Source organism: Pseudomonas sp. GL_091 (assembly GCF_057837725.1).
Genome location: NZ_CM174451.1, coordinates 581,192 through 605,890, shown reverse-complemented (window position 1 = coordinate 605,890; position 24,699 = coordinate 581,192). Strand labels below are relative to the sequence as shown.

Sequence of the window (24,699 nt, the reverse complement as noted above, 5' to 3'; positions counted from 1 at the left end):
ACACCACCCCTCTCAGGCCTGTTAACATGTCGCGCAATCGCCCCTGCCGTGACGACGCCAGCCAATGCCGCCTGTTTCCCGCTCCGCCTCCCAGCCTGAATTGACCGCCCTGTTCGCCTCGGTGCAACAGCACTTCCTGAACGTCATCGTGCCGCTCTGGCAAGGTCCGGGCTGGAACGCCGACATGGCGTTACCCTACGAGGCGCTGGATGCCGAACACCAACCGCTGCCACCGCAACGCTACCGGGCCATGGCCTGTGCGCGGCAGTTGTATCTGTTTGCCAGCCTGATCGGTCAGGTGCCGGGCGCCGAAGAGCGTGCCGCCGCGTTGTTCCGCTCGTTGCAGCGGCACTTCCACGATGCCGAGCATGGTGGCTGGTTCTACAGCGTCGATGCACAAGGTGCGCCGCTGGATCAGCGTAAGGACCTCTACACCCACGCCTTCATCCTGTTCGCCTGCGCCCATTACTGGGACAAGGTCCGCGAGCCACTGGTGGAGTCGGTACTCAATGCCTCGCTGAAAGTGATTGCGCAGCGTTTCGCCACGGACGACGGTCTGTACGAAGCCACGCTCGGCCGCGACTGGGCATCGCTGGACAGTGGCCCTTTGCAAAACCCGCTGATGCACCTGGCCGAAGCATTCCTCGCCACCCTCTCGGTGCGCGAAGACCTCGACGTGCAACAGGCGCTCGTCGAGTTATGCACAGCCATGCACGCGCGCTTCATCGATCCGCAGCACGGCGTGTTGATGGAAAAGCCGCTGGGGTCTGTGGATAACTGGTTTGAACCGGGGCATCAGTTCGAGTGGTATTTCCTGCTGGAATCCTCGGCGCTGTTACGCAATTCGACACTGCATGCCGATCTGGAGCGGGCCTTCGCCTTTACCGAGCAAGTGGGCGTCGATCAGCAGACTGGCGCCGTACGGGCGATGCTCGACTTCGCAGCGGATGGCGGCGTCCGGGACGCCACGCAGCGTATCTGGGCCCAGGCCGAGTACCTGCGCGCATTGACGCTGCGTCCGGACAGCGAGGCCGTCGTGCTGCGCCAATTGCAAGCATTGCAGCAGCGCTCGCTGCACGCGGGAGGCTGGTTTGAATGCCGTGACGAGCACGGTGAAGTCAGCCGCCGCGACATGCCGTCGACCACGCCCTATCACCTGGCGACCTGTTATCGCGGGCTGGCGGAATATCTCGGCTGACTGTGTGGCGAGGGGCAATCCAATCACTCAGTCCACTTGCGATCCCCGGTAAAGCTGATGGTCAGCCATCGCGCGGCATCCGGCTTACCGAGCTTCGCGGAAATTTCCTCGCGCAAACTGTCCAGTTGCCCCACACCGTCCAGCCAGTAATCCTTCGGCAATACGATGTGAATCTCGATAAAACAGGCCCTGCCGTGTTTCTGCACGTAGGAAATGTAGTCGTCGAAGCCATGCTCGACCTTCGCCACCTCCATCACCTGACGCACCTTGTCGTCCAGTTGATCCGGGACGATCCCCAATACATCGCGCAATGCCGGTCCGAGGATTTTGAATGCCGGGGGGAGCATGCCCAGGGCCAGCAGAATCAGGATCATCGGGTCGACATACACCGCCCACTTGTCGTAACCCTGAGTCTTGAGCAGCAGCGCGATCAAGAAACTCACCAGCAATCCCGCCGACAGCATCGCGTCCACCAGCCAACTGATGTTGTCGAACTGGATCAGCGATGACTTGAGTGTGCGATTGCGATGGCGGACGTAGAAGAAATAAATGAGCTCAACGACGGTGAACACCGCCGCGTAGAGGATCACCAGACCGAGCTCGACCTCGCGGCCACCACTGATGATGCCAAACACACCGTTGAGAAAGGCATAAATGGCAACCAGGAACAGGAAGCTGCCTTCGATCACCAGCACCATGGGTTCCAGGTGCCAGTAACCGAACTGGAAGCGCTGATTGCTTTCCTTTGCGATCAGCCGGGCGGTGATCAGCATCAGGACCTTGATGAAGGCCGCAACTAACGAAAAGAAGCCATCGAACAGGATGGATTGGGCGCCCGAAACAAAACCGGTGATGATCCCGGCGAATGTCACGGCGAGCATCAGGAAGGTCGATTGTTTGAGCAGCGACTGCTCGCCTCGATTACTCACTTGATCTCCTCTAAAACCTCTAGACCGCCGGGTGTGGCGCAGTTGTCAGGTGAGGAGTCTAGCTGATGTCTTGCACTGCCAGTTCCGGCCCCTTCGCGGGCAAGCCCGCTCCCACATTGGATCGCGGTCTAATGTGGGAGCGGGCTTGCTCGCGAAGAACGATGACTCGGTATTAAGCCTTGCCACCACTGCGATCAATCGAAAACCCGGCCCAGGTCTGGCTCACCGGCATCAGCTCCAGGCTGTTGATGTTGATGTGCGCCGGCGCATTGAGCACCCAGAAGATTGTTTCGGCGATGTCCTGCGGCTGAATCGGCTCGGCGCCGGCGTAAGTGGCGTTGTAGCGCTCCTGGTCACCGGCAAAACGCACCAGCGAGAACTCGCTCTCGCACAGACCCGGCTCGATGTTGCTGACCCGTACGCCCGTGCCTTGCAGGTCGCAGCGCAGGTTCACGGAGAACTGTTTGACGAATGCCTTGGTCGCGCCATACACATGGCTGCCCGGGTACGGGTAGTTGCCGGCGATGGACCCCAGGTTGACGATGCCGGCACCACGACCGTGGGCAATCAGGCGTGGCAACAGCAGACGGGTGCTATACATCAGGCCTTTGACGTTGGTATCGACCATGGTGTCCCAGTCGTCCAGGTCGCACTTGGGCGCCGGATCAACACCCAGGGCCAGCCCGGCGTTGTTGATCAGGCCGCGCAGTTTGGCAAAGGATGGCGGCAGATTGGCAATCGCCTCCTCCATGGCCTTGCGATCACGCACATCGAGCACCAGGCCATGGACTTCGGTTTGCTTCGACAGCTCGGCGCACAGCGCATTGAGGCGCTCTTCACGACGGCCAGTCAGCACCAGTTTCCAGCCGGCCTCGGCAAAACGACGGGCACAGGCTTCACCAAAACCGGAGGTCGCGCCGGTAATAAACAGGGTGTTGGACATCGTGTTCTCCTTGCTTCGGCTGATCGCCAGCCATTGGAATAGAAAATCAGCAGGCAGCATGCCCGGCCTTGTTCACAGCGGCAACCACCGTTCAAACTGTTCAAAAAACACTCAACCCCGGCAAGCCCTTGACCAGCGTGGCCTACAGCCATGTGCGCGCACGTTATCCACAGGCCGGTCCACAGTCTTTGGGGGCAAGTGGAAAAGCTGCAAGCCGCTATCCACAAGGCTTTGCGCGAGGTTTTGAAACTTTTTTGCTTGACCCTCAACCGCCTGCTGTGTAGCCCTTGGCCATTTTCATGACTGACGGGTCAAACCGACGATGGCGCCAAGCCAGTAACCACGGCCTTCAGCGGGGTCTTTCCAGAGTTTAATCACAGACTTATCCACAGGCTTGCCCACGCCGATTCCATGCATTTTCATCCCGAACAAAAAGGTTGACAAAGCGGCCTGCAAGCTGCGCAAAAACGCCTGATCAAAAAACAACCACACCTCTGCAAGCCACGGTTTAAAAGGCCTCCAGCCAGCTACTCCCACGTTATTCACAGCCGGTTCCACAGCAAACGGGGACAAGTCAAAACTGTGACAAAACAACTATTTGCAGCGGCTTTATGTCGCGCTTTGCGAGCTTGGGAATATTGTTTTCCACAATTCCTCGGGGCCCGCCACAAAACTCTGTAGGAGCGAGCTTGCTCCGGGCGGCGATCCGACGATGGACGTTAACGAAAACGCGTGTTTACTGGAAAAACGCGCTGCCCTTGAGTCCTTCGCGAGCAAGCTCGCTCCTACAGGGGGATTGGTGGATTTGAGAGACAAAAAAGCCCCGGCGATTGCGCGCCGGGGCTTGTGCATAACAAAGCAGACTCAGTGCCCGCCGAGATAGGCGTTACGCACATCCTCGTTAACCAACAGCTCTTTGCCGGTGCCGGTCATGCGGATTTCACCGTTGACCATCACGTACGCCCGGTCCGACAACCGCAGGGCGTGGTTGGCGTTCTGTTCCACCAGGAAGATGGTCATGCCGGTCTTGGCCAGTTCCCGCAGGGTGGCGAAGATCTGTTTCACCACGATCGGCGCCAGGCCCAGGCTTGGCTCATCGAGCAGCAACAACTTGGGACGGCTCATCAGGGCACGGGCGATGGCGAGCATTTGCTGCTCGCCACCGGACATGGTCATCGCCCGCTGGGTACGCCGCTCTTCGAGCCGTGGGAACAGCTCGAACATGCGCTGCATGTCCTCCTTGGCGTACTTGTCGCCAATGGGGATGGTGCCCATCAGCAGGTTTTCCTCGACGGTCATGTCGGGGAACACCCGCCGCCCTTCCGGCGATTGCGCGATGCCGTTGGAGGCGATGTAGTGGGACGACTTGTGGGTAATGTCCACGCCCTGATAGAGGATCTGCCCGTCCGCCGCCCTCGGCTGACCGAAGATCGACATCAGCAGGGTCGACTTGCCGGCACCGTTGGAGCCGATCAGGCTGACGGTTTCCCCTTCCTTGATGTGCAGCGAGACTTTCTTCAGGGCCTGGATCGGCCCGTAAAACACATCCAGTTCCTTGAGTTCGAGGATGGGTTGGCTCATAGCACCACTTCCTCTTCATCGGCGCCCAGGTAGGCCGCAATCACTTTCGGATCGTGACGAATCGCATCGGGTCCGCCCTCGGCGATGACGATGCCGTGGTCCAGCACCACGATGTGGTCGGAGATACTCATAACCATGCCCATGTCGTGTTCGATCAGCACCACGGTCAGATCGTGCTCGTCGCGCAGCAGCCGGATCATCGCGCTCAGCGCTTCGGTTTCCTGAGGGTTGAGGCCGGCGGCCGGTTCGTCGAGGCAGATGATCTGCGGACGGGTGCACATGGCGCGGGCGATCTCCAGGCGGCGTTGCTGACCGTAGGACAGTTCACCGGCCAGGCGGTTGGCGCAGTCCACCAGATCCACCACTTCCAGCCAGTAGAACGCGTGGTCTAGCGCATCGCTTTCGGCCTTGCGGTAGCCCTTGGTGTTGAGGATGCCGGCGAGCATGCTGCGGTTGACCCACATGTGCTGGGCCACCAGCAGGTTTTCCAGCACCGACATTTCCTTGAACAGGCGAATGTTCTGGAAGGTCCGCGCCAGCCCGGCACGGTTCACCAGGTGGGTGCCGCCGAATGCCTTGTAGAACAGCCGACTGGCGAAGGTTTTCGGCGAAACGAAATCCGTTGGTTTGAACGATTCGCCCAGCAATTTGATGACGTTGGTCTGTTGCCCACGAATGTTGAGTTCGATCTTGCCGCCGGAGGCCTTGTAGAACCCGGTCAGGCAGTTGAACACCGTGGTCTTGCCGGCGCCGTTGGGGCCAATCAGGGCGAAGATCGAGTTGCGGTGGACTTTCAGGCTGACATCGTTCAACGCCTTGATGCCGCCGAAGTGCATCATCAGCTTTTCGACACTGAGTACGACTTCGCTCATGGCGCTACTCCTTTACGCGGGGTCACACCGGTACGGCTGATCCGAATCAGGCCGCGCGGTCGCCAGATCATCATCAGCACCATCAGGATGCCGAACAGCAGCACGCGGTATTCGGCAAAACCACGCAGCAGCTCCGGGGCTACGGTCAGCACGAAGGCTGCAATTACGACGCCTATGGTCGAACCCATGCCCCCCAGTACCACGATGGCGAGGATCAGCGCCGATTCGAAGAAGGTGAACGAGGTCGGGTTGACGAAGCCCTGGTAGGTGGCAAAGAACACCCCGGCCAGACCGGCGGTCGAGGCACCGATGGTGAATGCCGAGAGCTTGACCAGTACGTGATTCAGGCCCATGGAGCGGCAGGCGATTTCGTCTTCCCGCAGGGCTTCCCAGGCGCGACCGACCGGCATGCGGGTCAGGCGATGCTTGATGTGCAGCACGGCCAGGACCACCAGGAACAACACGGCGTAGATGAAGTAGTACTTCACGTCAGGGTTGTAGGCGATGCCGAAGAACTCATGGAACGGCACCCCGCCCTCTTTCGCCCTTTTTCCGAACTCGATACCGAAGAAGGTTGGCAACGGCGCTGCCATGCCATTCGGGCCGCCGGTCAGGGACAGCCAGTTATTGAGGATCAACCGAATGATTTCACCGAAGCCCAGGGTCACGATCGCCAGGTAGTCACCGTGCAGGCGCAGCACCGGGAAACCGAGGATGCAACCGGCCAGACCGGCCGTGATCGCCGCCAGTGGCAACACCGTCCAGAAACCCAGCCCCAGGTACTGATAACCGAGTGCCAGGCCGTAGGCGCCGATGGCGTAGAACGCCACGTAACCCAGGTCGAGCAGGCCGGCCAGGCCGACCACAATGTTCAAACCCAGCCCCAGCAATACGTAGATCAGCCCGAGGATGACCACGCCCAGCAGGTAGGAGTTGGAGAAAAACGGGAACACCACGGCGATGACAATCATCAGCGGGATGATCCAGCGCAACCGGGATTTGTAATCAGGCGCCAGTACATGAACCCCGGAGCCGGTGGTTTCAAAGCCCTCGAGAATTCTCAGGCCCTTTGGGGTTTGCAGGAAGAGGCTCAAGGCAAAACGACCGGCCATGACAATAGCGACAATCCACGCCACGCGAGTGGGCTGCAAGTTGAAGCCATAGCCATCGAGGACGATGCCGACAATCGGGCCGAACACAATCAGGGCCACGAGGCCGGCAAGAATCGCGTCAACCAGACTTCTTTTGAGATCAATGGTTTTTTTAGTGGTTGAAGACATCGCTTACACCTTCGACACAAGAGGACGGCCGAGCAGGCCTTGGGGCCGAAAGACCAGAACGAGAACGAGCAGCGAGAAGCTGAAAACGTCTTTGTAGTCCGAGTTGACCAGACCGGAGAACAGCGACTCGGAGATGCCGAGGATGATCCCGCCGAGCATGGCACCAGGCAGCGAGCCAATCCCGCCGAGCACCGCGGCGGTGAACGCCTTGATGCCGATGACGAAGCCTGCGTAGAAGTCGAACGTGCCGTAGTTCATGGTGATCAGCACGCCGGCCAGGGCCGCCATCGCTGCACCAATGATGAACACGTAGGAAATGATGCGGTCGGTGTTGATCCCCAGGATCGAGGCCATCTTGCGGTCTTGCTGGGTCGCGCGGCACATGCGGCCGAGCTTGGTGTACTTGATGACATAGGTCAGCAGGCCCATCCCGACAAACGCTGCGACCAGAATGAAGATCTTGGTGTAAGTGAGCTGGACGAAGCCGGTCCCGACTTCTACTCGCCATGCACCAGTCAGCAGCGTCGGAACGCCTTGTTGGCGGGCACCCTGGGCGATCTGTGCATAGTTTTGCAGGATCAGCGAGATCCCGATGGCGCTGATCAGCGGTGCCAGTCGGGTGGAGTTACGCAGGGGTTTGTAGGCAACACGCTCGATGACCCAGCCATACACCGCCGTGACGACGATGGTGAAGATCAGTGTGCCGAGCATCAACAGAGGGAAGGATTCAATACCGAAGTATGCCAGCAGAGCCAGACTGATTGCCGCGAGGTAAGCGGAAATCATGTAAACCTCGCCGTGGGCGAAGTTGATCATGCCGATGATGCCATAGACCATTGTGTAGCCGATGGCGATCAGGCCATAGACCGACCCGAGGGTCAGGCCGTTGACCAGTTGCTGCAGGAAAATACCATCCATAACGCAATCTCACGCAATGAGAACCTGCACATGTGGCTGTGCGGTTCTTCTAAGGAAAATACAGATTTACGTCGGAGCAATGTCGGCCACGATCAGACAGGCCACCACGGCCCTTGTAGGAGCTCGCTTGCCTGCGATAGCGGTTAAATCCGTCATCGCGAGCAAGCTCGCTCCTACAAGGGATCTGTGGGGTTCATCCGATCGAGCCAGCCCTTACTTCTGTTTTTCCAGCTGGTGGTACTTGCCGTCCTTGTCCCACTGGTAAACCACGTAGTCGGAGACTTTCAGGTCGCCCTTGCTGTCCCAGGTCTTCTCGCCCATGACGGTCTTGACCGGGTTTTTCTTCAGCCAGGCAGCAGCGTCTTCGCCCTTGTTGGACTTGGCGCCGTTGAAGGCTGCGGCCAGGGTCTGCACCGAAGCGTAGGCGTACAGGGTGTAGCCTTCAGGCTCGGTACCGGCCTTGCGGAAAGCGTCTACCACGGTCTTGCTGTCTGGCAGCAGACGTGGGTCGGCGCCGAAGGTCATCAGTACGCCATCAACGTTCTGTGGGCCACCGGCGGTGGTCACCAGTTCGTCAGTCACGATGCCGTCATCGGACATGAACTTGACGTCTTTGAGGCCCTGTTCACGCAGTTGCCGAACCAGTGGACCGGCTTCCGGGTGCAAGCCGCCGAAGTAGACCACGTCGGCACCGGCCGCACGGATCTTGGTGACGACGGCGCTGAAGTCTTTCTCGCCGCGGGTCAGACCCTCGTACAGCACCGGCTTCACGCCGCGTTTTTCCAGCTGAGCCTTGGTCGCATCCGCCAGGCCCTGACCGTAGGTGTCCTTGTCGTGCAGTACGGCGACTTTCTTGCCCTTGAGCACGTCGACGACATAGTCGCCAGCCACGATACCTTGCTGGTCGTCACGCCCGCACATGCGGAACATGGCACTCAGGCCGCGCTCGGTCACCTTGGGGTTGGTGGAGCCCGGGGTGATCGTGATGATGCCGGCTTCATCGTAGATCTCGGAGGCAGGGATGGTCGACGAGGAGCAGAAGTGACCTACCACACCAACGACTTTCTTTTCGGTCAGGTCCTTGGCGACCGTCACAGCCTGTTTCGGTTCGCAGGCGTCATCGCCCTTGACCAGTACGATTTTCTCCCCGTTCACGCCGCCCGCCGCGTTGACCGCATCGGCCGCCGCCTGTGCACCCTTCATGTACTGTTCGCCAAATGCCGCGTTGGCGCCCGTCATTGGTCCCGCTACGCCGATCTTGATGTCAGCCTGAGCAAACGCAGAAACACCCAACGCAGTTGCCACTGCGAGGGCCAGAAAGCCTTTCTTGTAAAACGTCTGGGACATGAGGTGGTGCTCCATGGTTTTTTTAATTGGCACTGCGACTTCAATGAATGCTCAGAGCAAGGGCCGTGCCATCGGTTTTTTATTCTGAAAAAAGTCGCTGCTTTCTTGTTATTTCGACTGTTTCTGGCCCATTTTCATTGGGCGTGCAACCGTCTAAACCGCGGAAGGTAAAACCATTATTTTTTTGAGGCGCAACCCGCCTGCGCCATCATTGCAACCGCGGCTTTAAACGACGTGCAACCAGCCTGTAACAACGTGCGTCACCGAAGTGCACACTGCTGGTGCGGGACTGCTACAACCCGCACCACTACAGGCTAGCTGCAGATCGAAAAAGCGCCGCTTCCCACTGCAAAAATCAACCTTCAGATCACGATCCGCAGGCACTGGCCTGCGTGATACAGCGAAAATCCCGCCTCATACAGACAGCTGCGCAACCCCACCCCGGTCAGTGGCTGCATGGGCGCAAAAGGAATCGGTAGTGCTTGAGGATTTCCGTTACACAGGTAATCGGCAAATGCCTTGCCGACCACCGTTCCCGTGGTCACGCCCCGGCCGTTGTAGCCGGTGACTGCCACTAAACCGGGCGCGGGTTCGAACAGACGCATCAAATGATCGGGGGTAAACGCGATGCAACCGGTCCAGGTGCACTCCCATTCCACCGGTTTCAGGTAAGGGAAGTAATGTTGCTGCACGCGATCGGCCCAGGCCTTGAGAAACCAGGCCGGTTTCTGATTGCCATTACCCAGACTGCCAAGCAGCAACCTTCCGTCTTTATCCCGGCGGATGCTGCTCAGCACCTGGCGGGTGTCCCAGGAACCCTGGCCACCGGGCAGAATTTGCTGTGCGGCTTCTTCGGTCAGCGGCACCGATGCCACCTGATAGTAATAGCCGGGGAAAAAATTGCGCCGCAGTTCCGTCCAGTCGCCTTCGGTGTAGGCATTGGAGGCAATCACCACTTTCTCGGCCATGACCGAGCCCTGGGCGGTTTGCACAGACCAGCGCTGGCCCTGACGTTCGAGTCGGGTGACCGGGGAATGATCGAATAATTGACCACCGAGGCCGATGGCCGCTTTGGCCAGCCCCGTGGTGTAGGCCATCGGGTTGAGCGTGCCGGCGCGGCGATCGAGCAATGCGGCGGCGATCTTTTTCGTGCCGGTGGCTTGTTCGCAAGCTTGCCCGGTGAGCAGCTCTACCGGCGCACCGCGACGTTTCCACTGTTCTTCACGACTGCGCAAGTCGGCTTCACCGCGGGCGTTGTGCGCCATGTGCAGCGTGCCTTCGCGGCGCAACTGGCAATCGATGTTGTACTTGTCCACAAGGCTGAACACCAGGGATGGCGCCGCCCCCAGCATGCGATTGAGCTGGCTGCCGACCTCCTTGCCAAACCCGGCTTCGATCTCGTCCGGGGGAATCCACATCCCGGCATTGACCAGCCCGACGTTGCGCCCCGAACCACCATGGCCGGCGCGGTGAGCCTCCAGCACACAAACGGTCTTGCCTTGCTCCAGCAGATGCACCGCCGCCGACAACCCGGTAAACCCGGCGCCGATGACGCAGACATCCACCGTAACCTCACCTTTGAGGGCCGAATTGTCCGGCCTTTGCGGCGTCAGTTTTTCCCACAGACACTCTTCGCGTAACGGCATTGCCAGACTCCAACAGAAACCTAACAAACACATCATTCATTTGTAGGAGCGAGCTTGCTCGCGAAAAACGTCATGGCAACGCGCTTAAACAGCAAGCCCGCGTTATCGTTGACGATCATCGTCGGAACGCCGCCCGGAGCAAGCTCGCTCCTACAATTAATCGAACGTAATACCCTGCGCCAACGGCAACTCCAGCGAATAGTTCACGGTGTTGGTCTGGCGGCGCATGTAGCCGCGCCATGCATCGGAGCCGGATTCGCGACCGCCGCCGGTTTCTTTCTCGCCGCCGAACGCACCACCAATTTCCGCGCCGCTCGGGCCAATGTTGACGTTGGCGATGCCGCAGTCGCTGCCCACCGCCGACATGAACTGCTCGGCTTCACGCACGTCGGTGGTGAAGATGCACGAGGACAGGCCTTGTGGCACGGCGTTGTTCAGGCGCAGGGCTTCCTGGAAGTCGCTGTAACCGACCACGTACAGGATCGGGGCGAAGGTTTCGTGGCAGACCACATCGCTCTGCTCCGGCATTTCAACGATGGCCGGCGACACGTAGTAAGCATTGGGGAATTGACCTTCCAGTTGGCGCTCACCGCCAAACACCCGGCCGCCTTCGCTCAAGGCCTGTTCCAGCGCGTCCTGCATGTTGTCGAAGCTTTGCTTGTCGATCAGCGGGCCGATCAGATTGCCTTCCAGCGGATGGCCGATACGTACTTTCGAGTACGCAGCTTTCAGGCGGGTGACGATTTCTTCTTTTACCGACTCATGGGCGATCAGGCGACGCAGGGTGGTGCAGCGCTGACCGGCGGTGCCGACGGCGCTGAACAGGATCGCGCGAACAGCCATGTCCAGGTCGGCGCTTGGGCCGAGGATCATCGCGTTGTTGCCGCCCAGCTCAAGGATGCTGCGGGCGAAGCGTGCGGCGATTTTCGGCGCCACTTCACGGCCCATGCGGGTGCTGCCGGTGGCGCTGACCAGCGCGACACGCGGATCATCGACCAGAGCTTCGCCGGCATCGCGACCGCCAATAATCACCTGGCTCAAGTGCGGAGGTGCATCGCTGAAGTTCTTAAGCACGCGATCGAACAGCGCCTGGCAAGCCAGTGCGGTCAGCGGGGTCTTTTCCGACGGTTTCCAGATCACCGGGTTGCCACAGACCAGCGCCAGCGTGGCGTTCCAGGCCCAGACCGCGACCGGGAAGTTGAACGCACTGATCACCCCGACAACGCCCAGCGGATGCCAGGTTTCGCGCATGTGGTGGCCAGGACGCTCGGAGGCGATGGTCAAACCGTACAGCTGACGGGACAGACCGACGGCGAAGTCGCAGATGTCGATCATTTCCTGAACTTCACCCAGGCCTTCCTGGGTGATCTTGCCGGCTTCCCAGGACACCAGTTCGCCGAGGTCGGCCTTGTATTCACGCAGGATGTCACCCAGTTGCCGCACCAGCTCGCCACGGCGCGGCGCCGGAACCTTGCGCCACAGTTCGAACGCATGATCTGCGCGACTGATGTGCTGCTCGACTTCAGCAGCGCCTTCCCAGTTCACGGCGGCGATCCTGCTGCCATCGATCGGCGAATGCACCGGCACTTTGCCGTTCTGGTACAGGGCCGGGTTCACACCAAGACGATCAAGCAATGCGGCAACCATGGGTCACTCCTCAAGCAAAAGACAGAACACGTGCAGCCGGAAATTCACGGCTGATCAGACCTGTAGTTTTAGCTGCCCGGAGGTTACTCAACAAACGACCATTAAGAGAGATATCATTCCGTTTATTCATGCTGTGCATTGCTGGCAATAAAGAGACAAGAACCAAGGACCGCCCATGCTGAATAAACGCTACTTGCCATCGATCGCTGCGTTGCAGTGCTTCGAGGCCGTCACCCGGCACTTGAGCTTCACCCGGGCCGCCGAAGAGTTGAACCTGACCCAGAGCGCCGTGAGCAAACAGGTCGCACAACTCGAAGAGCTGTTGCAGCACCTGCTGTTTCGCCGGGTGCGCCGCCGCCTGCAGATGACGCCGGCTGGCGACTTGTACCTGGTTGAGGTGCGAAAAATCCTCACGCAGGTCGAGATGTCGACCCATTACCTGCGATCCTACGGTGGCGAAACAGAAGTCCTGCGAGTCTCCACGCCCCCCACCTTCGGCGCGCGCTGGCTGGTGCCGCGCCTCAAAGGCTGGCGCCTGCGGCACCCGTCGATCCACCTGGACCTGTGCAGCGAGCAGGAAGCCGACGACCTGCTGCAAGGTCGCAGTGACCTGGCGTTCTACTTCGGCCAGGGCTCGCGGCCGGGCACCGAATGCCTGAAGCTGTTCGGCGAAGAGTTGGTGCCGGTGTGCGCCCCGGGCAGCCTGCCGGATACGCCGTTTACCGATCCGACACAACTGACTGATCTGGTCCTGCTGCAAAACGCTTCCCGCCCCCAAGCCTGGCATGACTGGTTCGACCATCAGGGCTACCACACAGAGCACAGCTACCACGGCCCACGCTTCGAAACCTTTTATATGTGCATCCGCGCCGCCCAGGTCGGTTGCGGCGTGGCGTTGCTGCCCCGCTTTCTGGTGGAAGAAGAACTGGCTGACGGCAAGCTGGTCATTCCCTGGCAGCATGCAATGCCCAGCACCGACGCCTATTACCTTGCGTACCCGGAGCACTCGGCGGAAGTGCCCAAAGTGCGGGACTTTGTGAAGTGGATGCTGGAGCAGATCGATAGCCCGGAGGCGGCGCAGCACTAACGTCTTGCACGTTCCCTGTGGTGAGGGGGCTTGTCGGACCGCCGCATCGCCCCGTTCGGCTGCGCAGCAGTCGCAATAGCTCCAACTACGAAGTTGCAAATTTTGGGGCTGCTGCGCAACCCAACGGGGCGATGCGGCGATCCGACAAGCCCCCTCGCCACAAAAGCTCACACCTGCAGGGATCTGCTGCGGTCTAAAAAATTGCTGGCAATCCCTGCCGCTGATATGCGCCACTAGCGCCATTGTTCAATACCGCTGCAACGCTGGAGATTCCCGTTATGAGCGAGAGTGTGTTTGCCGATCGCATCGTGCAGAACCTGCTCGACACCGACTTCTACAAACTGACGATGATGCAGGCGGTGCTGCACAACTACCCGAACGTCGAAGTCGAATGGGAGTTTCGTTGCCGTAACGGCGAGGACTTGCGCCCGTACCTGGCGGAAATCCGCTTCCAGATCGAGCGCCTGGCGGAACTGAGCCTGAGCGCCGACCAATTGAGCTTTCTGGAGCGCATCAGCTTCCTTAAGCCGGACTTCCTGCGTTTTCTCGGTTTGTTTCGCTTCAACCTGCGCTACATCCACACCGGCCTCGAAAACGGTGAGCTGTTTATCCGCCTGCGTGGCCCCTGGCTGCACGTGATCCTGTTCGAAGTGCCGCTGCTGGCGCTGGTCAGCGAGGTGCGCAACCGCTATCGCTACCGCGAGGTCGTGCTGGAGCAGGCCCGCGAGCAGCTCTACCGCAAGTTCGACTGGCTGAGCGCCAACGCCAGCAGTGATGAATTGTCCGAACTGCAGGTGGCCGATTTCGGCACACGCCGACGTTTTTCTTACCGCGTGCAGGAAGAAGTGGTGAATGTGCTCAAGCACGACTTCCCAGGACGCTTCGTCGGCACCAGCAACGTGCACCTGTCCCGGGAGCTGGACATGAAACCCCTGGGCACCATGGCCCACGAATGGATCATGGCGCACCAGCAACTCGGCCCGCGGCTGATCGACAGCCAGATCGCCGCACTCGATTGCTGGGTCCGCGAATACCGTGGCCTGTTGGGGATCGCCCTGACCGACTGCATCACCATGGATGCCTTCCTCGGCGACTTCGATCTGTTTTTCGCCAAGCTTTTCGACGGTTTACGCCACGATTCAGGCGATCCGGTGCTGTGGGCGGAAAAAGCCATCGCCCACTATCACAAGCTCGGCATCGACCCGATGAGCAAGACGCTGACCTTCTCCGACAGCCTGACCCTGCCCAGGACCCTGGAGATATTCCGGGCGCTGCGCGGTCGGATCAATGTCAGCTTTGGCATCGGCACCAACCTGACCTGTGATATTCCGGGTGTCGAACCGATGAGCATCGTGCTTAAAATGACCGCCTGCAACGGCCAGCCGGTGGCGAAGATCTCCGACGAGCCAGGCAAGACGCACTGCAAAGACCCGAATTTCGTCGCTTACTTGCGACACGTTTTCCAAGTTCCTGCCGCCCTTTCCAGTACATCAAGCAAGGAGTGAATTCATGCAAGCCGTACAGCGTGAGATTGCTGAACAGCTCAAGGTCCAGCCGCCATTCGCCGACGAAGCCGCCCTTGAGGCCGAAGTCGCCCGGCGGGTGACCTTCATTCAGGACTGCCTGGTCAACTCCGGGCTCAAGACCCTGGTGCTGGGCATCAGTGGCGGGGTCGACTCCCTGACCGCCGGTCTGCTGGCCCAGCGGGCCGTCCGTGAACTGCGCCAGCGCAGCGGTGATGCCGCGTACAAATTCATCGCCGTGCGCCTGCCCTACGAAACCCAGTTCGATGAGCACGACGCCCAGGCTTCGGTGGATTTCATCAAGCCGGACGAGCGCCACACCGTGAACATCGGCCCGGCGGTCAAGTCCCTGGCCAATGAAGTGGCGGCCTTCGAAGGCAAACACGCGGTGTCGGTGGACTTCGTGCTCGGCAACACCAAGGCGCGCATGCGCATGGTCGCCCAGTACACCATCGCCGGCGCGGCCCATGGCCTGGTGATCGGCACCGATCACGCGGCGGAAGCGGTGATGGGTTTCTTCACCAAGTTCGGTGACGGCGCCTGCGACCTGGCGCCACTGAGTGGCCTGGTGAAAAACCAGGTCCGCGCCATCGCCCGCAGCTTCGGCGCGCCGGAGTCGTTGGTGGAAAAAGTCCCGACCGCCGACCTGGAAGACCTGTCGCCCGGTAAACCGGACGAAGCATCCCATGGCGTGACCTATGCCGAGATCGACGCGTTCCTGCACGGCAATCCGGTGCGTGAAGAGGCGTTCAGGATCATTGTTGATACGTACAACAAGACCCATCACAAGCGGGTGATGCCGTTTGCGCCTTGAGGTGTGAGTGAATGAAAAAGCCCGCTCAGGAGTGATCCTCAGCGGGCTTTTCTTTGGCCATTAGATTCATTGATGCTGATGGCCCCTTCGCGAGCAAGCCCGCTCCCACAGGGTTTCAGGTGTTCACAAAAATTGTGTCCGACATAGATCCTTGTGGGAGCGTGGCTTGCCCGCGAAGAACGATAACGCGGTGTGCCTGATTACTTCAGGGTCACGGTGCCTTTCATCATCGAGATGTGGCCCGGGAACGAGCAGAAGAAACCGTACTTTTCAGCCGCATCCAGCTTGGACACATCGAAGGTCACCGAATCGGTTTCATTGGCGCCGATGATCTTGGTGTGGGCGATCACGCGGGCGTCGCCTTCCTTCAGGTAGTTCTTGTCGATGCCGGCACTCAGGCCGTCGGTGGCGATCGGCTGCATGTCGGCTTCTTTACTCAGCACCCAGTTATGGCCCATGACGTTCTTCGGCAAGCTGCCGGAGTGCTTGAGTTCCACGGTAAACGTCTTGCAGCTCTTGTCGATTTCAATGGCCTTCGTGTCGAAAGACATCTGGTCGGTGGAGTCGACGGTGACTTTGCACTCTGCAGCCATCAATTGGCTGCTGGCCAGTGTCAACAGGGATACCGCAACAAGTTTGGCAAACATGGTGAATCTCCAAGGCAGGGTTAACGAGAATCGCGAATGGACAGAAGACTGCCTGAAAACTTCGCAAGTTCATATGACTTGAATCAAAAATTGTATACAACTTTCGCGCTATGACACCGATGCGAAATATCTACCGGCCAAGTGTCTGGCCCGGGCCTATCATCAGGTCGTCCCCCTTCAAATGGAACGTCTGTCATGTCGATCAACAGCCTGTTGTGCAGTTTGCTGGCCGCCTACGCTTGCGGCGCCAGCGGTACGTACGAAACCCCGGAACAACAAGTCTAGCCCTTGGACTGCCGTGCGCCTGCCTTTACTCTGTGGCCCTGATCGACCATGGAGCAAGGCATGTCTTTAACATCCGTTTGTGTATTTTGTGGTGCCAGCACCGGCACCAACCCGGCTTACCGCGAAGCAGCCGTGGCCCTTGGCCGGGCGTTGGCCGAGCGCAAGCTGACCCTGGTGTATGGCGGTGGCGCCGTGGGCCTGATGGGCATCGTCGCCGATGCGGCCCTGGCGGCCGGCGGTGAAGTGATCGGCATCATCCCGCAAAGCCTCAAGGACAAGGAAATCGGCCACAGCGGCCTGACTCGCCTGGAAGTCGTCGATGGCATGCACGCGCGCAAGGCGCGGATGGCCGAGCTCAGCGATGCCTTTATCGCGCTGCCCGGCGGCCTTGGCACCCTCGAGGAACTGTTCGAAGTCTGGACCTGGGGCCAGCTCGGCTACCACGGCAAACCGCTGGGTTTGCTGGAAGTGAACGGCTTCTACAGCAAGTTGACGTCTTTTCTCGATCATATCGTCGGCGAAGGCTTCGTTCGCGGGCAGCACCGTGACATGCTGCAAGTGAGCGAATCACCGCAAACCCTGCTCGATGCTCTGGATGCCTGGCAACCGTCCATAGCGCCAAAATGGGCCGAGCAAAAACCCAGCTAACGGCTTGGCACCGATACAGGGCAGAATATGCGCCGCTCAACCTCACCTTCGACCCCAGAGGATCGCCCATGGCCAAACCTAATTATTCCTTCGCCAAACGTCAGAGAGACTTGGCCAAGGAGCAGAAGAAAGAGGAAAAGCTTCAGCGCAAGAAAGCTTCAGCTGAAGAAGAAGCAGCCGCACTGAACCCGGAAGCAGAAGGTGAAGTGGCCGCAGAAAGTGATGTTGAAGCACCGAAAGATCAGGCGCCCGACGCCTGAGACCCTCAGGGCCCGATGATCTGATCAGGCCCACCGGATCTGTGTCCAGGGTTGGCAGCAGCATTGCTGCCGATCCTCTGTAGGAGCGAGCTTGCTCGCGATGGTCTTTAACGATAACGCTGCAACTCTGACACCCCGGCGCTCTCGGGTTCTTCGCGAGCAAGCTCGCTCCTATAGGGGACCTGCGTTAATCCAGTGGCATCACTGTGACGCGCACTTCCGGATCGTGGTTCCCTCCCCCCAGAATCACCCCCCGCAACGGCGACACATCGGAAAAATCCCGGCCCCACGCCAGGGTGATGTGCTCCAGCGCCGGTTGCACATTGTTGGTCGGATCGAAATCCACCCACCCCAGCACCGGGCAAAACACCGAGACCCAGGCGTGGGACGCATCGGCGCCGATCAACCGTGGCTGGCCCGGCGGTGGTTGAGTCAGCAAGTAACCGCTGATGTACCGCGCCGCCAACCCTCTGGAACGCACGCAAGCGAGCATCAGGTGGGCAAAGTCCTGGCAGACCCCGCGCCGGCGCTCCAGCACCTCCACCAGCGGCGTCGCCACCTGGGTCGCTTCGGCATCGAAGGTGAACTCGCTGAAGATTTTCTCCATCAGCGCCTGCACGCCGAGCAACAACGCTCGACCGGGCGGAAAACAGCTTTGCGAGAACTCGACGAAGTTTTTCTTCAAATGCACATACGGCGATTCAAACCGGTATCGGCAGGCTTCGAGTAGCTCGGGCGACAGCGGTTGGCTGCTGTAGGTCAGCGCGCTTCGTGTGTCTTCCCACGCCGGTGACAGATTGAAGTCCAACGCAGGCCGGGCTAGCACTTCAATGGTCAGGCTGGCGTTGACCAGCAATTCATCGTGGGGACGCTCGAACGCCAGCCGGGTCAACGGATTGCCGAACACATCCAGCTCATCGCGACGCGAGGTCGGCTCCGGGCTGATCTGCAATTTCTGTTCGGTGCAGCGCTGCCAGGCACAAGGCCGCGGCCACAAATGCGCCAGTTGCTGGGCCAGGGACACCGGGCTGTCGTAGTGGTAATGGGTGTCGTGAAAAATCTGGTAATGAGCACTCATCAGACGGACACCGTGCGCTGGCTGACATCATCGACATGGGCGAAATGCCGCAGCGCCAGGCGATCGGAAACCTGCCCGCTGGCGTCGGCGATCTCTTGCAGCAGCGCGGCCAGCCCCTCGATAGCAGCGCGAACACTCGCGTCGCCGAACAGCGGGTTTTCCAGGCAGCCCAGGTCGAATCGCGCCAGACGCTCGACCAATTGCGGCAACGCTGCCTCACGCGGCACGCCAAAGTCATCGTTGAGGCGTTTGAGGGTGCGGGTCACCAGTTTCAACTGGAACAACACGGCGTGAGGGTTCTGTTCGTCGAGCAATAGCAGGTCGAGCACCGGGATCAACTGTGCCACCGCCAGGTATCGAGAACGGTAAGTGATGCTGCTGTTGCCCAGTTCCAACAACCATTCCAGCCCGGCCTGATCGAAGGCCCCGGCGCCCCGCAGGAACGCCGCCAGGCTGCCGCTGAGAAATTGCAGGCGCTCGATCCGCCGGCCAATCATCAGGAAACGCCAGCCTTCATCCCGGGTCATGTCGTCCAGGGCAAAGCCGGACAGCGCCGCCAGGGACATCACCAGACGGTTGAGGAAATCCAGCAACTCGCCGAAATCCGGCTCTTCGGTTTCCAGCTCCATGGCTTCACGCTGCAACTCCACCAGCGCCTGCCAGTTTTCCCGCGAGAGTTTGCCGCGCACCTGTGAAGCGGCCCACTGCAAGCGTTGCAGGTTGGAACGCAGGCTGAACGGCCAGTCATCGCCGAGCAATGCCGCCAACAGGCGCTCCGGCAACTCGCCCTCCTCGGGCAGCAGCATCAGCCGTTCGCCGAGATCCACCGCGGCCTGCAGTGCTTGCGGGTCGTCGCCGTCGACATAGCGCGCCAGCATGATGCGCAGCAAACGGGCACTGTCGTCGCAACGCTCGCAGTAACGGCCGAACCAGAACAGGTTTTCCACCACCCGCGACGGCAGGTACGGATCGCGCCGCACCAGATCATGCACGCCGATGTTGCGCTGGGCCTTCCATTGTTCGCCGCTGGGCGCACGCTCTCCCAGCACCCAGGTGTCCTTGCTGGCGCCACCGCGTTGCATCGACACCACTTCGGCATCGGCTTGGGCGGCGACCCGGGTCAAGCCGCCGGGCAAGACCCGATAACCCTCACGGCTGGCCACCGCATACACGCGCATGCCGATGGCACGGGGTTGCAGTTGACCGTCCTCGGCTTGCCAGATCGGCGCCTGGGACAATTGCGCCAGCTCTTGCGCGACATAGGCGTAGGGCCGCGCCTGCATGCGCTCGGCGAGTTCCTGGCGCTGTTTTTCACTCAAATCACGGCCAAATACCGGCGCAAAGCTCTGGGACGGAAACGCCGGTTTGATCAGCAACTCCGGAAGTTTCTCCAGGGCTTGGGCCAAAACCGGCGCCTCACCGCACCACCATGTGGCGATGGACGGCAGGATCAGCTCTTCGCCAAACAGGAATTGATTGATCTTCGGCAGAAAACCCAACAAGCCCGGCGATTCCAGCACACCGCTGCCGAGGGCGTTGGCCACCAGCACCCGCCCCTGCCGCACCGCTTCCAGCAGGCCCGGCACGCCGAGGGCCGAATCGGTGCGCAACTCCAGCGGGTCGCAGAAGTCATCGTCGAGCCGCCGCATGATCGCGTGGACCCGACGCAGGCCACTCAGGGTTTTCAAGTAAACCGTGGCGTCGCGCACCGTCAGGTCACCACCCTCCACCAGCGGATAACCGAGCTGGCGGGCCAGATACAGATGTTCAAAATAGCTTTCGTTGAAACGCCCCGGTGTCAGCAGCACCACCAACGGCGCGTCCCCGTCACTCGGGGCCTGACGGGCCAGGGTTTCCTGCAAGGTGCGGAAGAACCCGGCCAGGTGCTGCACTTTCAGATCGCGGTACAGCTCGGGAAAGGCCCGGGACACAATCGTGCGGTTTTCCAGCGCATACCCGGCTCCCGAAGGCGCCTGGGTACGATCCGCCGTCACCCACCAGCGGCCATCGGGTGTGCGCGCCAGATCCACGGCATACAGATGCAGAAAGGCTCCGTCAGGCGGGCTGATGCCCTGACAGGGCCAAAGGAAGTTGTTGTGACCGAACACCAGCTCGGCGGGCAGCAGACCTTCGGCAATCAGCCGTTGTGGACCGTAAAGGTCAGCCAGTACGGCATTGAGCAATCGCGCCCGCTGAGCGATGCCGGCCGACAACTGTTGCCACTCATCAGCCGCGATGACATGGGGCAGCAGGTCCAGCTCCCACGGCCGGTCCGCGCCCTTGGGATCGGCATAGACGTTATAGGTAACGCCGTTTTCCTGAATCTGCCGGGTCAGCAGGGCCTGACGCTGCACCAACTGCGCCGGCGTGCTGCGTTGCAACTGCTCGAACAGCCGGCGCCAGTGCGGGCGCACGGCGCCACTGTCGTCGAGCATTTCGTGATAGGTGCCCGCCGTCAGCGGGTAGCGGTCTAGCAGGTCAGGCATGGAAAGCTCGGCAGACAGCAATGAAGGGTCAGACTAACGCAGGCTCGTGACGCCCGGATATACGAAAAATCCGAGCGTCGCGTACGGTTTAGAAACGTCGTAAATCGAGTGTCATCGGCAACTCGTCGCTGATTTCCAGATTGGGTACAGGAAGTTTCCCTGGCGTGTGTCCGATGCGGAAGAAGCGCGCCATTCGCCGGCTCTCCGCTTCATTGGCGTTCACCGGCAAGCTGTCGTAGTTGCGCCCGCCCGGATGGGCGACGTGGTACTGGCAGCCGCCCAGCGAGCGCTGCATCCAGGTATCGAGCAAGTCGAACACCAGCGGCGCGTGGACCGGGATGGTCGGTTGCAGACAGTTGGCCGGTTGCCAGGCACGAAATCTCACCCCCGCGACGAATTCGCCTACACGCCCGGTGGGCTGCAATGGCACCGGAATGCCGTTGCAGGTCAGCAGATAACGCTGGGGCGGCAAGCCGCTGAGCTTGACCTGCAAACGCTCCAGCGACGAATCCACGTAACGCACCGTACCGCCCATGGCGCCCTCTTCGCCCAGCACGTGCCAGGGTTCGAGCGCCTGGCGCAGTTCCAGTGCAATGCCGCTGACGGCGTAGTCGCCAACCTTGGGGAAACGGAACTCCAGATGCGCGGCGAACCATTCGGCCCGCACCGGATAACCGGCGGCGTTGAGGTCGACGATGACATCGGCGAAGTCTTGCTCGATAAAGTGCGGCAACAGGAAGCGATCGTGCAGCTCCGTGCCCCAGCGCGCCAGTTTCGGCGGTGCATAAGGCTCGCGCCAGAACCGCGCAACCAGAGCCCGCAGCAACAATTGTTGCGCCAGGCTCATGCGCGCATGGGGCGGCATCTCGAATGCACGCAGCTCCAACAATCCGAGGCGCCCGGTAGCACCGTCCGGCGAATAGAGTTTGTCGATGCAGAACTCGGCGCGGTGGGTGTTGCCGGTCACATCGATCAGCAGATTGCGCAGCAGTCGGTCCACCAACCATGGCGGACATTCTTCACCCGCTTCTGGCATCTGCGCGAAAGCGATCTCCAGTTCGTACAAGGCATCGTTGCGTGCTTCATCGACGCGGGGCGCCTGGGACGTCGGGCCGATGAACAATCCGGAAAACAGGTAGGACAGCGACGGGTGGTTGTGCCAGTAGCTGATCAGGCTGCGCAGCAGATCCGGGCGACGCAGAAACGGCGAGTCCCCCGGTGTCGCGCCACCCAGCACGAAATGGTTACCGCCGCCCGTGCCGGTATGCCGGCCGTCGATCATGAATTTCTCGGTGGTCAGCCGGGTCTGACGCGCTTCTTCGTAGAGGAATTCGGTGCGCTCGACCAACTCATCCCAGGTCGCGGACGGCTGCACGTTGACCTCGATCACCCCCGGATCCGGGGTGATGCGCAAGTTGCTCAGGCGTGGATCGCTCGGCGGCTCATAGCCCTCCAGCAACACCGGGCACATCAGCTCCTCCGCGGTGGCTTCGATGGCAGCGACCAGTTCGAGGTAATCCTCGACCCGCTCCAGCGGCGGCATGAACAGATACAACCGGCCTTCCCGCGCCTCGGCGCAGAAGGCGGTACGGGTCAGCCAGTCGGCGGATTCGTCGATCTTCGGTGCGCGCTCTTGTACCTCGGCAGCTTCGCTTTGGCTTTGCAGTTGCGCGGTGTCGGGCAGCGGCGGGAAGTCTTGATTCGGGTCTTGCGGATGGATGAACGGATATTCCGCCGCTTTCACCCAAGGCTGCGAGCCCAGCGGCAAGCGATAACCCAACGGCGAGTCCCCCGGCACCAGACGGCAGTGCTCGTCGCGCAGATACCAGCGGCCGCTCTGCCACTGGTCGCCCTTGGCGGTGCGCGCCAGCGGCAGGACCTGGCCGATGACCTTGTCCAAACCTTGACTGAAGACCTTGCGCAGACGCTCACGCTCCAAAGGCTCTTCCAGACGCGAGTCTTCGGCGCTGACGTTTTGCGGCAACATCCCTTCGCGCCAGAGGTAGTAAAAATTGTCTTCGTAGGCTGCAAACACAAAGCGTGTCGGAATCTTCAGGCGTTCGGCGACACTCGCCAGAAAACGCCCGGCCAGCGCTCCGTCGGCGCCATAGTCTTCCTGCTCGTCGGCGATCAGTGCGCTGTTGTGCCAGATCGGCACGCCGTCACGGCGCCAGTAGCAATTGAGCGACCAGCGCGGCAGTTGCTCGCCCGGGTACCACTTGCCCTGCCCGAAATGCACCAGCCCCTGAGGCGCGTAGTGCTTGCGCATGCGCTGGAACAGTTCGGCGGACAACCGCCGTTTATCCGGCCCCAGTGCCGCGGTATTCCACTCGGCACCGTCCGGGTCATCGATGGACACAAAGGTCGGCTCGCCGCCCATGGTCAGGCGTACATCACCCTCCAGCAGGTCGGCATCGATCTGACGGCCCAGGGTTTGGATCGCCAGCCACTGGTCGTCGGTGTAGGGCTTGGTGACCCGTGGTGCTTCCCAAATCCGCTCCACGGACATTTCGTGGCTGAATTCGCACTCGCAGGGTTCCACCAAGCCACTGATCGGTGCCGCAGAGGACGGATCGGGACTACAGGCCAACGGAATGTGTCCTTCACCGGCAAACAGCCCGGAAGTCGCATCCAGGCCGATCCAGCCGGCGCCAGGCAGGTACACCTCGCACCAGGCGTGCAGGTCGGTAAAATCCACTTCGGTGCCGGACGGACCGTCGAGACTTTTGACGTCGGCGGTCAGCTGGATCAGGTAACCCGACACGAAACGCGCCGCCAGCCCCAGGTTGCGCAGCAGTTGCACCAGCAACCAAGCGGAGTCACGGCACGAACCGGAGGCCTGGTCGAGGGTGTGCTCAGGTGTTTGTACGCCGGGCTCCATGCGGATCAGGTAATCGATGTCTTCGCTCAAACGCTGGTTGAGTGCGACAAGAAAGTCCACGGCGGGCAACGGTGTACGGTCGATGCCGTCCAGGTAGGCCTTGAACTTCGGCGTCAGGGGAAGGGTTTCCAGGTACGGCGCCAGTTCCTTGCGCTCATCCGCGGCATAGGCGAAGGGGATCTTTTCCGCGTAGGGTTCGAGGAAGAAGTCGAACGGATTGAAGATCGCCATTTCTGCCAGCAGATCGACTTCGATTCGCAATTCCTCGGTTTTCTCCGGGAACACCAGCCGCGCCAGGTAATTGCCCTGAGGGTCCTGTTGCCAGTTGATGAAGTGCTGTTCAGGGGAGACTTTCAGCGCATAGGACAGAATCCTCGTGCGGCTGTGGGCGGCGGGACGCAGGCGAACGATCTGCGGGCCGAGCTCGACAGCGCGGTCATAGCGGTAATGCGTGATGTGGTGCAATGCGACATGAATCGACACGGCGTGCCTCCTGCGAGCCTTAAGCGTATTGGAAAGCGCGCAAGACTTATGCCATCCAGCAGCGCTGGCGCTTTCTTCGGTTGCCTGAGGCAGTACAGCACCAAAATCGGGCGATGCAGGGAAATGGTTTGTATCGATTGCACGTA

At 60.6% G+C, this 24,699-nt stretch carries 20 protein-coding genes; 6 read left to right on the top strand and 14 right to left on the bottom strand.

Annotated features, from left to right (window positions below; translation table 11 throughout):
- Nucleotides 1–64: 64 nt before the first annotated feature.
- A complete protein-coding gene (locus AC3ITY_RS02695) occupies nt 65–1,198 on the top strand; it encodes an AGE family epimerase/isomerase (RefSeq protein WP_489307485.1) in 1,134 nt (377 codons plus the stop codon).
- Between the two features lie 23 nt (nt 1,199–1,221).
- Here AC3ITY_RS02695 and AC3ITY_RS02690 read toward each other — a convergent pair whose 3' ends face one another.
- From AC3ITY_RS02690 to amaB, 10 genes are all read right to left on the bottom strand, one after another.
- A complete protein-coding gene (locus tag AC3ITY_RS02690; RefSeq protein WP_489307484.1) occupies nt 1,222–2,127 on the bottom strand; it encodes a cation diffusion facilitator family transporter in 906 nt (301 codons plus the stop codon).
- Between the two features lie 172 nt (nt 2,128–2,299).
- Complete coding sequence (locus AC3ITY_RS02685; RefSeq protein WP_489307482.1) at nt 2,300–3,070, bottom strand: SDR family oxidoreductase; 771 nt, start codon at nt 3,068–3,070, stop codon at nt 2,300–2,302.
- A gap of 297 nt (nt 3,071–3,367) precedes the next feature.
- Nucleotides 3,368–3,616: a hypothetical protein gene (locus AC3ITY_RS02680; RefSeq protein ID WP_489307481.1), complete on the bottom strand. Its 249-nt coding sequence runs from the start codon at nt 3,614–3,616 to the stop codon at nt 3,368–3,370.
- A gap of 318 nt (nt 3,617–3,934) precedes the next feature.
- Nucleotides 3,935–4,651 carry an ABC transporter ATP-binding protein gene (locus AC3ITY_RS02675; protein ID WP_008016858.1) on the bottom strand — a complete coding sequence of 239 codons (717 nt, stop codon included), beginning with the start codon at nt 4,649–4,651 and terminating at the stop codon, nt 3,935–3,937.
- Nucleotides 4,648–5,523: an ABC transporter ATP-binding protein gene (locus tag AC3ITY_RS02670; RefSeq protein ID WP_489307479.1), complete on the bottom strand. Its 876-nt coding sequence runs from the start codon at nt 5,521–5,523 to the stop codon at nt 4,648–4,650. Before AC3ITY_RS02670 ends, AC3ITY_RS02675 begins: the two co-directional genes overlap by 4 nt.
- Nucleotides 5,520–6,803 (bottom strand): high-affinity branched-chain amino acid ABC transporter permease LivM, encoded by a 1,284-nt coding sequence (livM, locus tag AC3ITY_RS02665; protein WP_489307478.1) that lies wholly within the window; start codon nt 6,801–6,803, stop codon nt 5,520–5,522. Before livM ends, AC3ITY_RS02670 begins: the two co-directional genes overlap by 4 nt.
- A 3-nt stretch (nt 6,804–6,806) precedes the next feature.
- On the bottom strand, nt 6,807–7,721 hold the full coding sequence (locus AC3ITY_RS02660) for an ABC transporter permease subunit (protein ID WP_008001868.1): 915 nt from the start codon (nt 7,719–7,721) through the stop codon (nt 6,807–6,809).
- A 213-nt stretch (nt 7,722–7,934) separates the two neighbouring features.
- The gene (locus AC3ITY_RS02655) at nt 7,935–9,068 is read right to left on the bottom strand and encodes a branched-chain amino acid ABC transporter substrate-binding protein (protein ID WP_116263012.1); all 1,134 of its coding nucleotides are present in this window, start codon (nt 9,066–9,068) and stop codon (nt 7,935–7,937) included.
- A gap of 362 nt (nt 9,069–9,430) precedes the next feature.
- Entirely contained in the window at nt 9,431–10,714 is a 1,284-nt protein-coding gene (gene amaA / locus AC3ITY_RS02650; protein WP_489307476.1) for an L-pipecolate oxidase, read from the bottom strand.
- A gap of 156 nt (nt 10,715–10,870) precedes the next feature.
- Nucleotides 10,871–12,361 carry an L-piperidine-6-carboxylate dehydrogenase gene (gene amaB, locus AC3ITY_RS02645; protein ID WP_489307474.1) on the bottom strand — a complete coding sequence of 497 codons (1,491 nt, stop codon included), beginning with the start codon at nt 12,359–12,361 and terminating at the stop codon, nt 10,871–10,873.
- 175 nt (nt 12,362–12,536) lie between these two features.
- On the opposite strand from amaB, the gene AC3ITY_RS02640 reads away from it, so the two are divergent.
- The 3 genes from AC3ITY_RS02640 to nadE all read left to right on the top strand — a co-directional run bounded on the left by AC3ITY_RS02640 (nt 12,537) and on the right by nadE (nt 15,785).
- Nucleotides 12,537–13,448 (top strand): LysR family transcriptional regulator, encoded by a 912-nt coding sequence (locus AC3ITY_RS02640; protein WP_489307473.1) that lies wholly within the window; start codon nt 12,537–12,539, stop codon nt 13,446–13,448.
- A 278-nt stretch (nt 13,449–13,726) separates the two neighbouring features.
- Nucleotides 13,727–14,953 (top strand): nicotinate phosphoribosyltransferase, encoded by a 1,227-nt coding sequence (pncB, locus tag AC3ITY_RS02635; protein WP_489307472.1) that lies wholly within the window; start codon nt 13,727–13,729, stop codon nt 14,951–14,953.
- Between the two features lie 4 nt (nt 14,954–14,957).
- On the top strand, nt 14,958–15,785 hold the full coding sequence (gene nadE, locus AC3ITY_RS02630; RefSeq protein WP_477753182.1) for an NAD(+) synthase: 828 nt from the start codon (nt 14,958–14,960) through the stop codon (nt 15,783–15,785).
- A 200-nt stretch (nt 15,786–15,985) separates the two neighbouring features.
- Here the strand turns inward: nadE and azu are convergent, their stop codons facing one another.
- Nucleotides 15,986–16,432 (bottom strand): azurin, encoded by a 447-nt coding sequence (gene azu / locus AC3ITY_RS02625; RefSeq protein WP_008016873.1) that lies wholly within the window; start codon nt 16,430–16,432, stop codon nt 15,986–15,988.
- A gap of 345 nt (nt 16,433–16,777) precedes the next feature.
- Here azu and AC3ITY_RS02620 point away from each other — a divergent pair, with 345 nt between their 5' ends.
- Both AC3ITY_RS02620 and AC3ITY_RS02615 read left to right on the top strand, forming a co-directional pair.
- Complete coding sequence (locus tag AC3ITY_RS02620; protein ID WP_057397746.1) at nt 16,778–17,365, top strand: cytokinin riboside 5'-monophosphate phosphoribohydrolase; 588 nt, start codon at nt 16,778–16,780, stop codon at nt 17,363–17,365.
- A 68-nt stretch (nt 17,366–17,433) separates the two neighbouring features.
- Nucleotides 17,434–17,625, top strand: coding sequence for a hypothetical protein (locus AC3ITY_RS02615; protein WP_489307470.1), 192 nt, complete (start codon nt 17,434–17,436; stop codon nt 17,623–17,625).
- 187 nt (nt 17,626–17,812) lie between these two features.
- Here the strand turns inward: AC3ITY_RS02615 and AC3ITY_RS02610 are convergent, their stop codons facing one another.
- From AC3ITY_RS02610 to AC3ITY_RS02600, 3 genes are all read right to left on the bottom strand, one after another.
- The gene (locus AC3ITY_RS02610) at nt 17,813–18,703 is read right to left on the bottom strand and encodes a transglutaminase family protein (RefSeq protein WP_489307468.1); all 891 of its coding nucleotides are present in this window, start codon (nt 18,701–18,703) and stop codon (nt 17,813–17,815) included.
- Nucleotides 18,703–21,189, bottom strand: a complete 2,487-nt coding sequence (locus tag AC3ITY_RS02605; RefSeq protein ID WP_489307467.1) for a circularly permuted type 2 ATP-grasp protein — start codon at nt 21,187–21,189, stop codon at nt 18,703–18,705. Before AC3ITY_RS02605 ends, AC3ITY_RS02610 begins: the two co-directional genes overlap by 1 nt.
- Before the next feature lie 88 nt (nt 21,190–21,277).
- The gene (locus AC3ITY_RS02600) at nt 21,278–24,553 is read right to left on the bottom strand and encodes a transglutaminase family protein (RefSeq protein WP_489307465.1); all 3,276 of its coding nucleotides are present in this window, start codon (nt 24,551–24,553) and stop codon (nt 21,278–21,280) included.
- Nucleotides 24,554–24,699: the final 146 nt, after the last annotated feature.

Excerpts from the sequence above, each read along its gene's own strand:
- AC3ITY_RS02695 (WP_489307485.1), top strand. The coding sequence starts at position 65 with ATGCCGCCTGTTTCCCGCTCCGCCTCCCAGCCTGAATTGACCGCCCTG.
- AC3ITY_RS02685 (WP_489307482.1), bottom strand. The coding sequence starts at position 3,070 with ATGTCCAACACCCTGTTTATTACCGGCGCGACCTCCGGTTTTGGTGAA.
- AC3ITY_RS02675 (WP_008016858.1), bottom strand. The coding sequence starts at position 4,651 with ATGAGCCAACCCATCCTCGAACTCAAGGAACTGGATGTGTTTTACGGG.
- AC3ITY_RS02670 (WP_489307479.1), bottom strand. The coding sequence starts at position 5,523 with ATGAGCGAAGTCGTACTCAGTGTCGAAAAGCTGATGATGCACTTCGGC.
- livM (WP_489307478.1), bottom strand. The coding sequence starts at position 6,803 with ATGTCTTCAACCACTAAAAAAACCATTGATCTCAAAAGAAGTCTGGTT.
- AC3ITY_RS02660 (WP_008001868.1), bottom strand. The coding sequence starts at position 7,721 with ATGGATGGTATTTTCCTGCAGCAACTGGTCAACGGCCTGACCCTCGGG.
- AC3ITY_RS02655 (WP_116263012.1), bottom strand. The coding sequence starts at position 9,068 with ATGTCCCAGACGTTTTACAAGAAAGGCTTTCTGGCCCTCGCAGTGGCA.
- amaA (WP_489307476.1), bottom strand. The coding sequence starts at position 10,714 with ATGCCGTTACGCGAAGAGTGTCTGTGGGAAAAACTGACGCCGCAAAGG.
- amaB (WP_489307474.1), bottom strand. The coding sequence starts at position 12,361 with ATGGTTGCCGCATTGCTTGATCGTCTTGGTGTGAACCCGGCCCTGTAC.
- AC3ITY_RS02640 (WP_489307473.1), top strand. The coding sequence starts at position 12,537 with ATGCTGAATAAACGCTACTTGCCATCGATCGCTGCGTTGCAGTGCTTC.
- pncB (WP_489307472.1), top strand. The coding sequence starts at position 13,727 with ATGAGCGAGAGTGTGTTTGCCGATCGCATCGTGCAGAACCTGCTCGAC.
- nadE (WP_477753182.1), top strand. The coding sequence starts at position 14,958 with ATGCAAGCCGTACAGCGTGAGATTGCTGAACAGCTCAAGGTCCAGCCG.
- azu (WP_008016873.1), bottom strand. The coding sequence starts at position 16,432 with ATGTTTGCCAAACTTGTTGCGGTATCCCTGTTGACACTGGCCAGCAGC.
- AC3ITY_RS02620 (WP_057397746.1), top strand. The coding sequence starts at position 16,778 with ATGTCTTTAACATCCGTTTGTGTATTTTGTGGTGCCAGCACCGGCACC.
- AC3ITY_RS02615 (WP_489307470.1), top strand. The coding sequence starts at position 17,434 with ATGGCCAAACCTAATTATTCCTTCGCCAAACGTCAGAGAGACTTGGCC.
- AC3ITY_RS02610 (WP_489307468.1), bottom strand. The coding sequence starts at position 18,703 with ATGAGTGCTCATTACCAGATTTTTCACGACACCCATTACCACTACGAC.
- AC3ITY_RS02605 (WP_489307467.1), bottom strand. The coding sequence starts at position 21,189 with ATGCCTGACCTGCTAGACCGCTACCCGCTGACGGCGGGCACCTATCAC.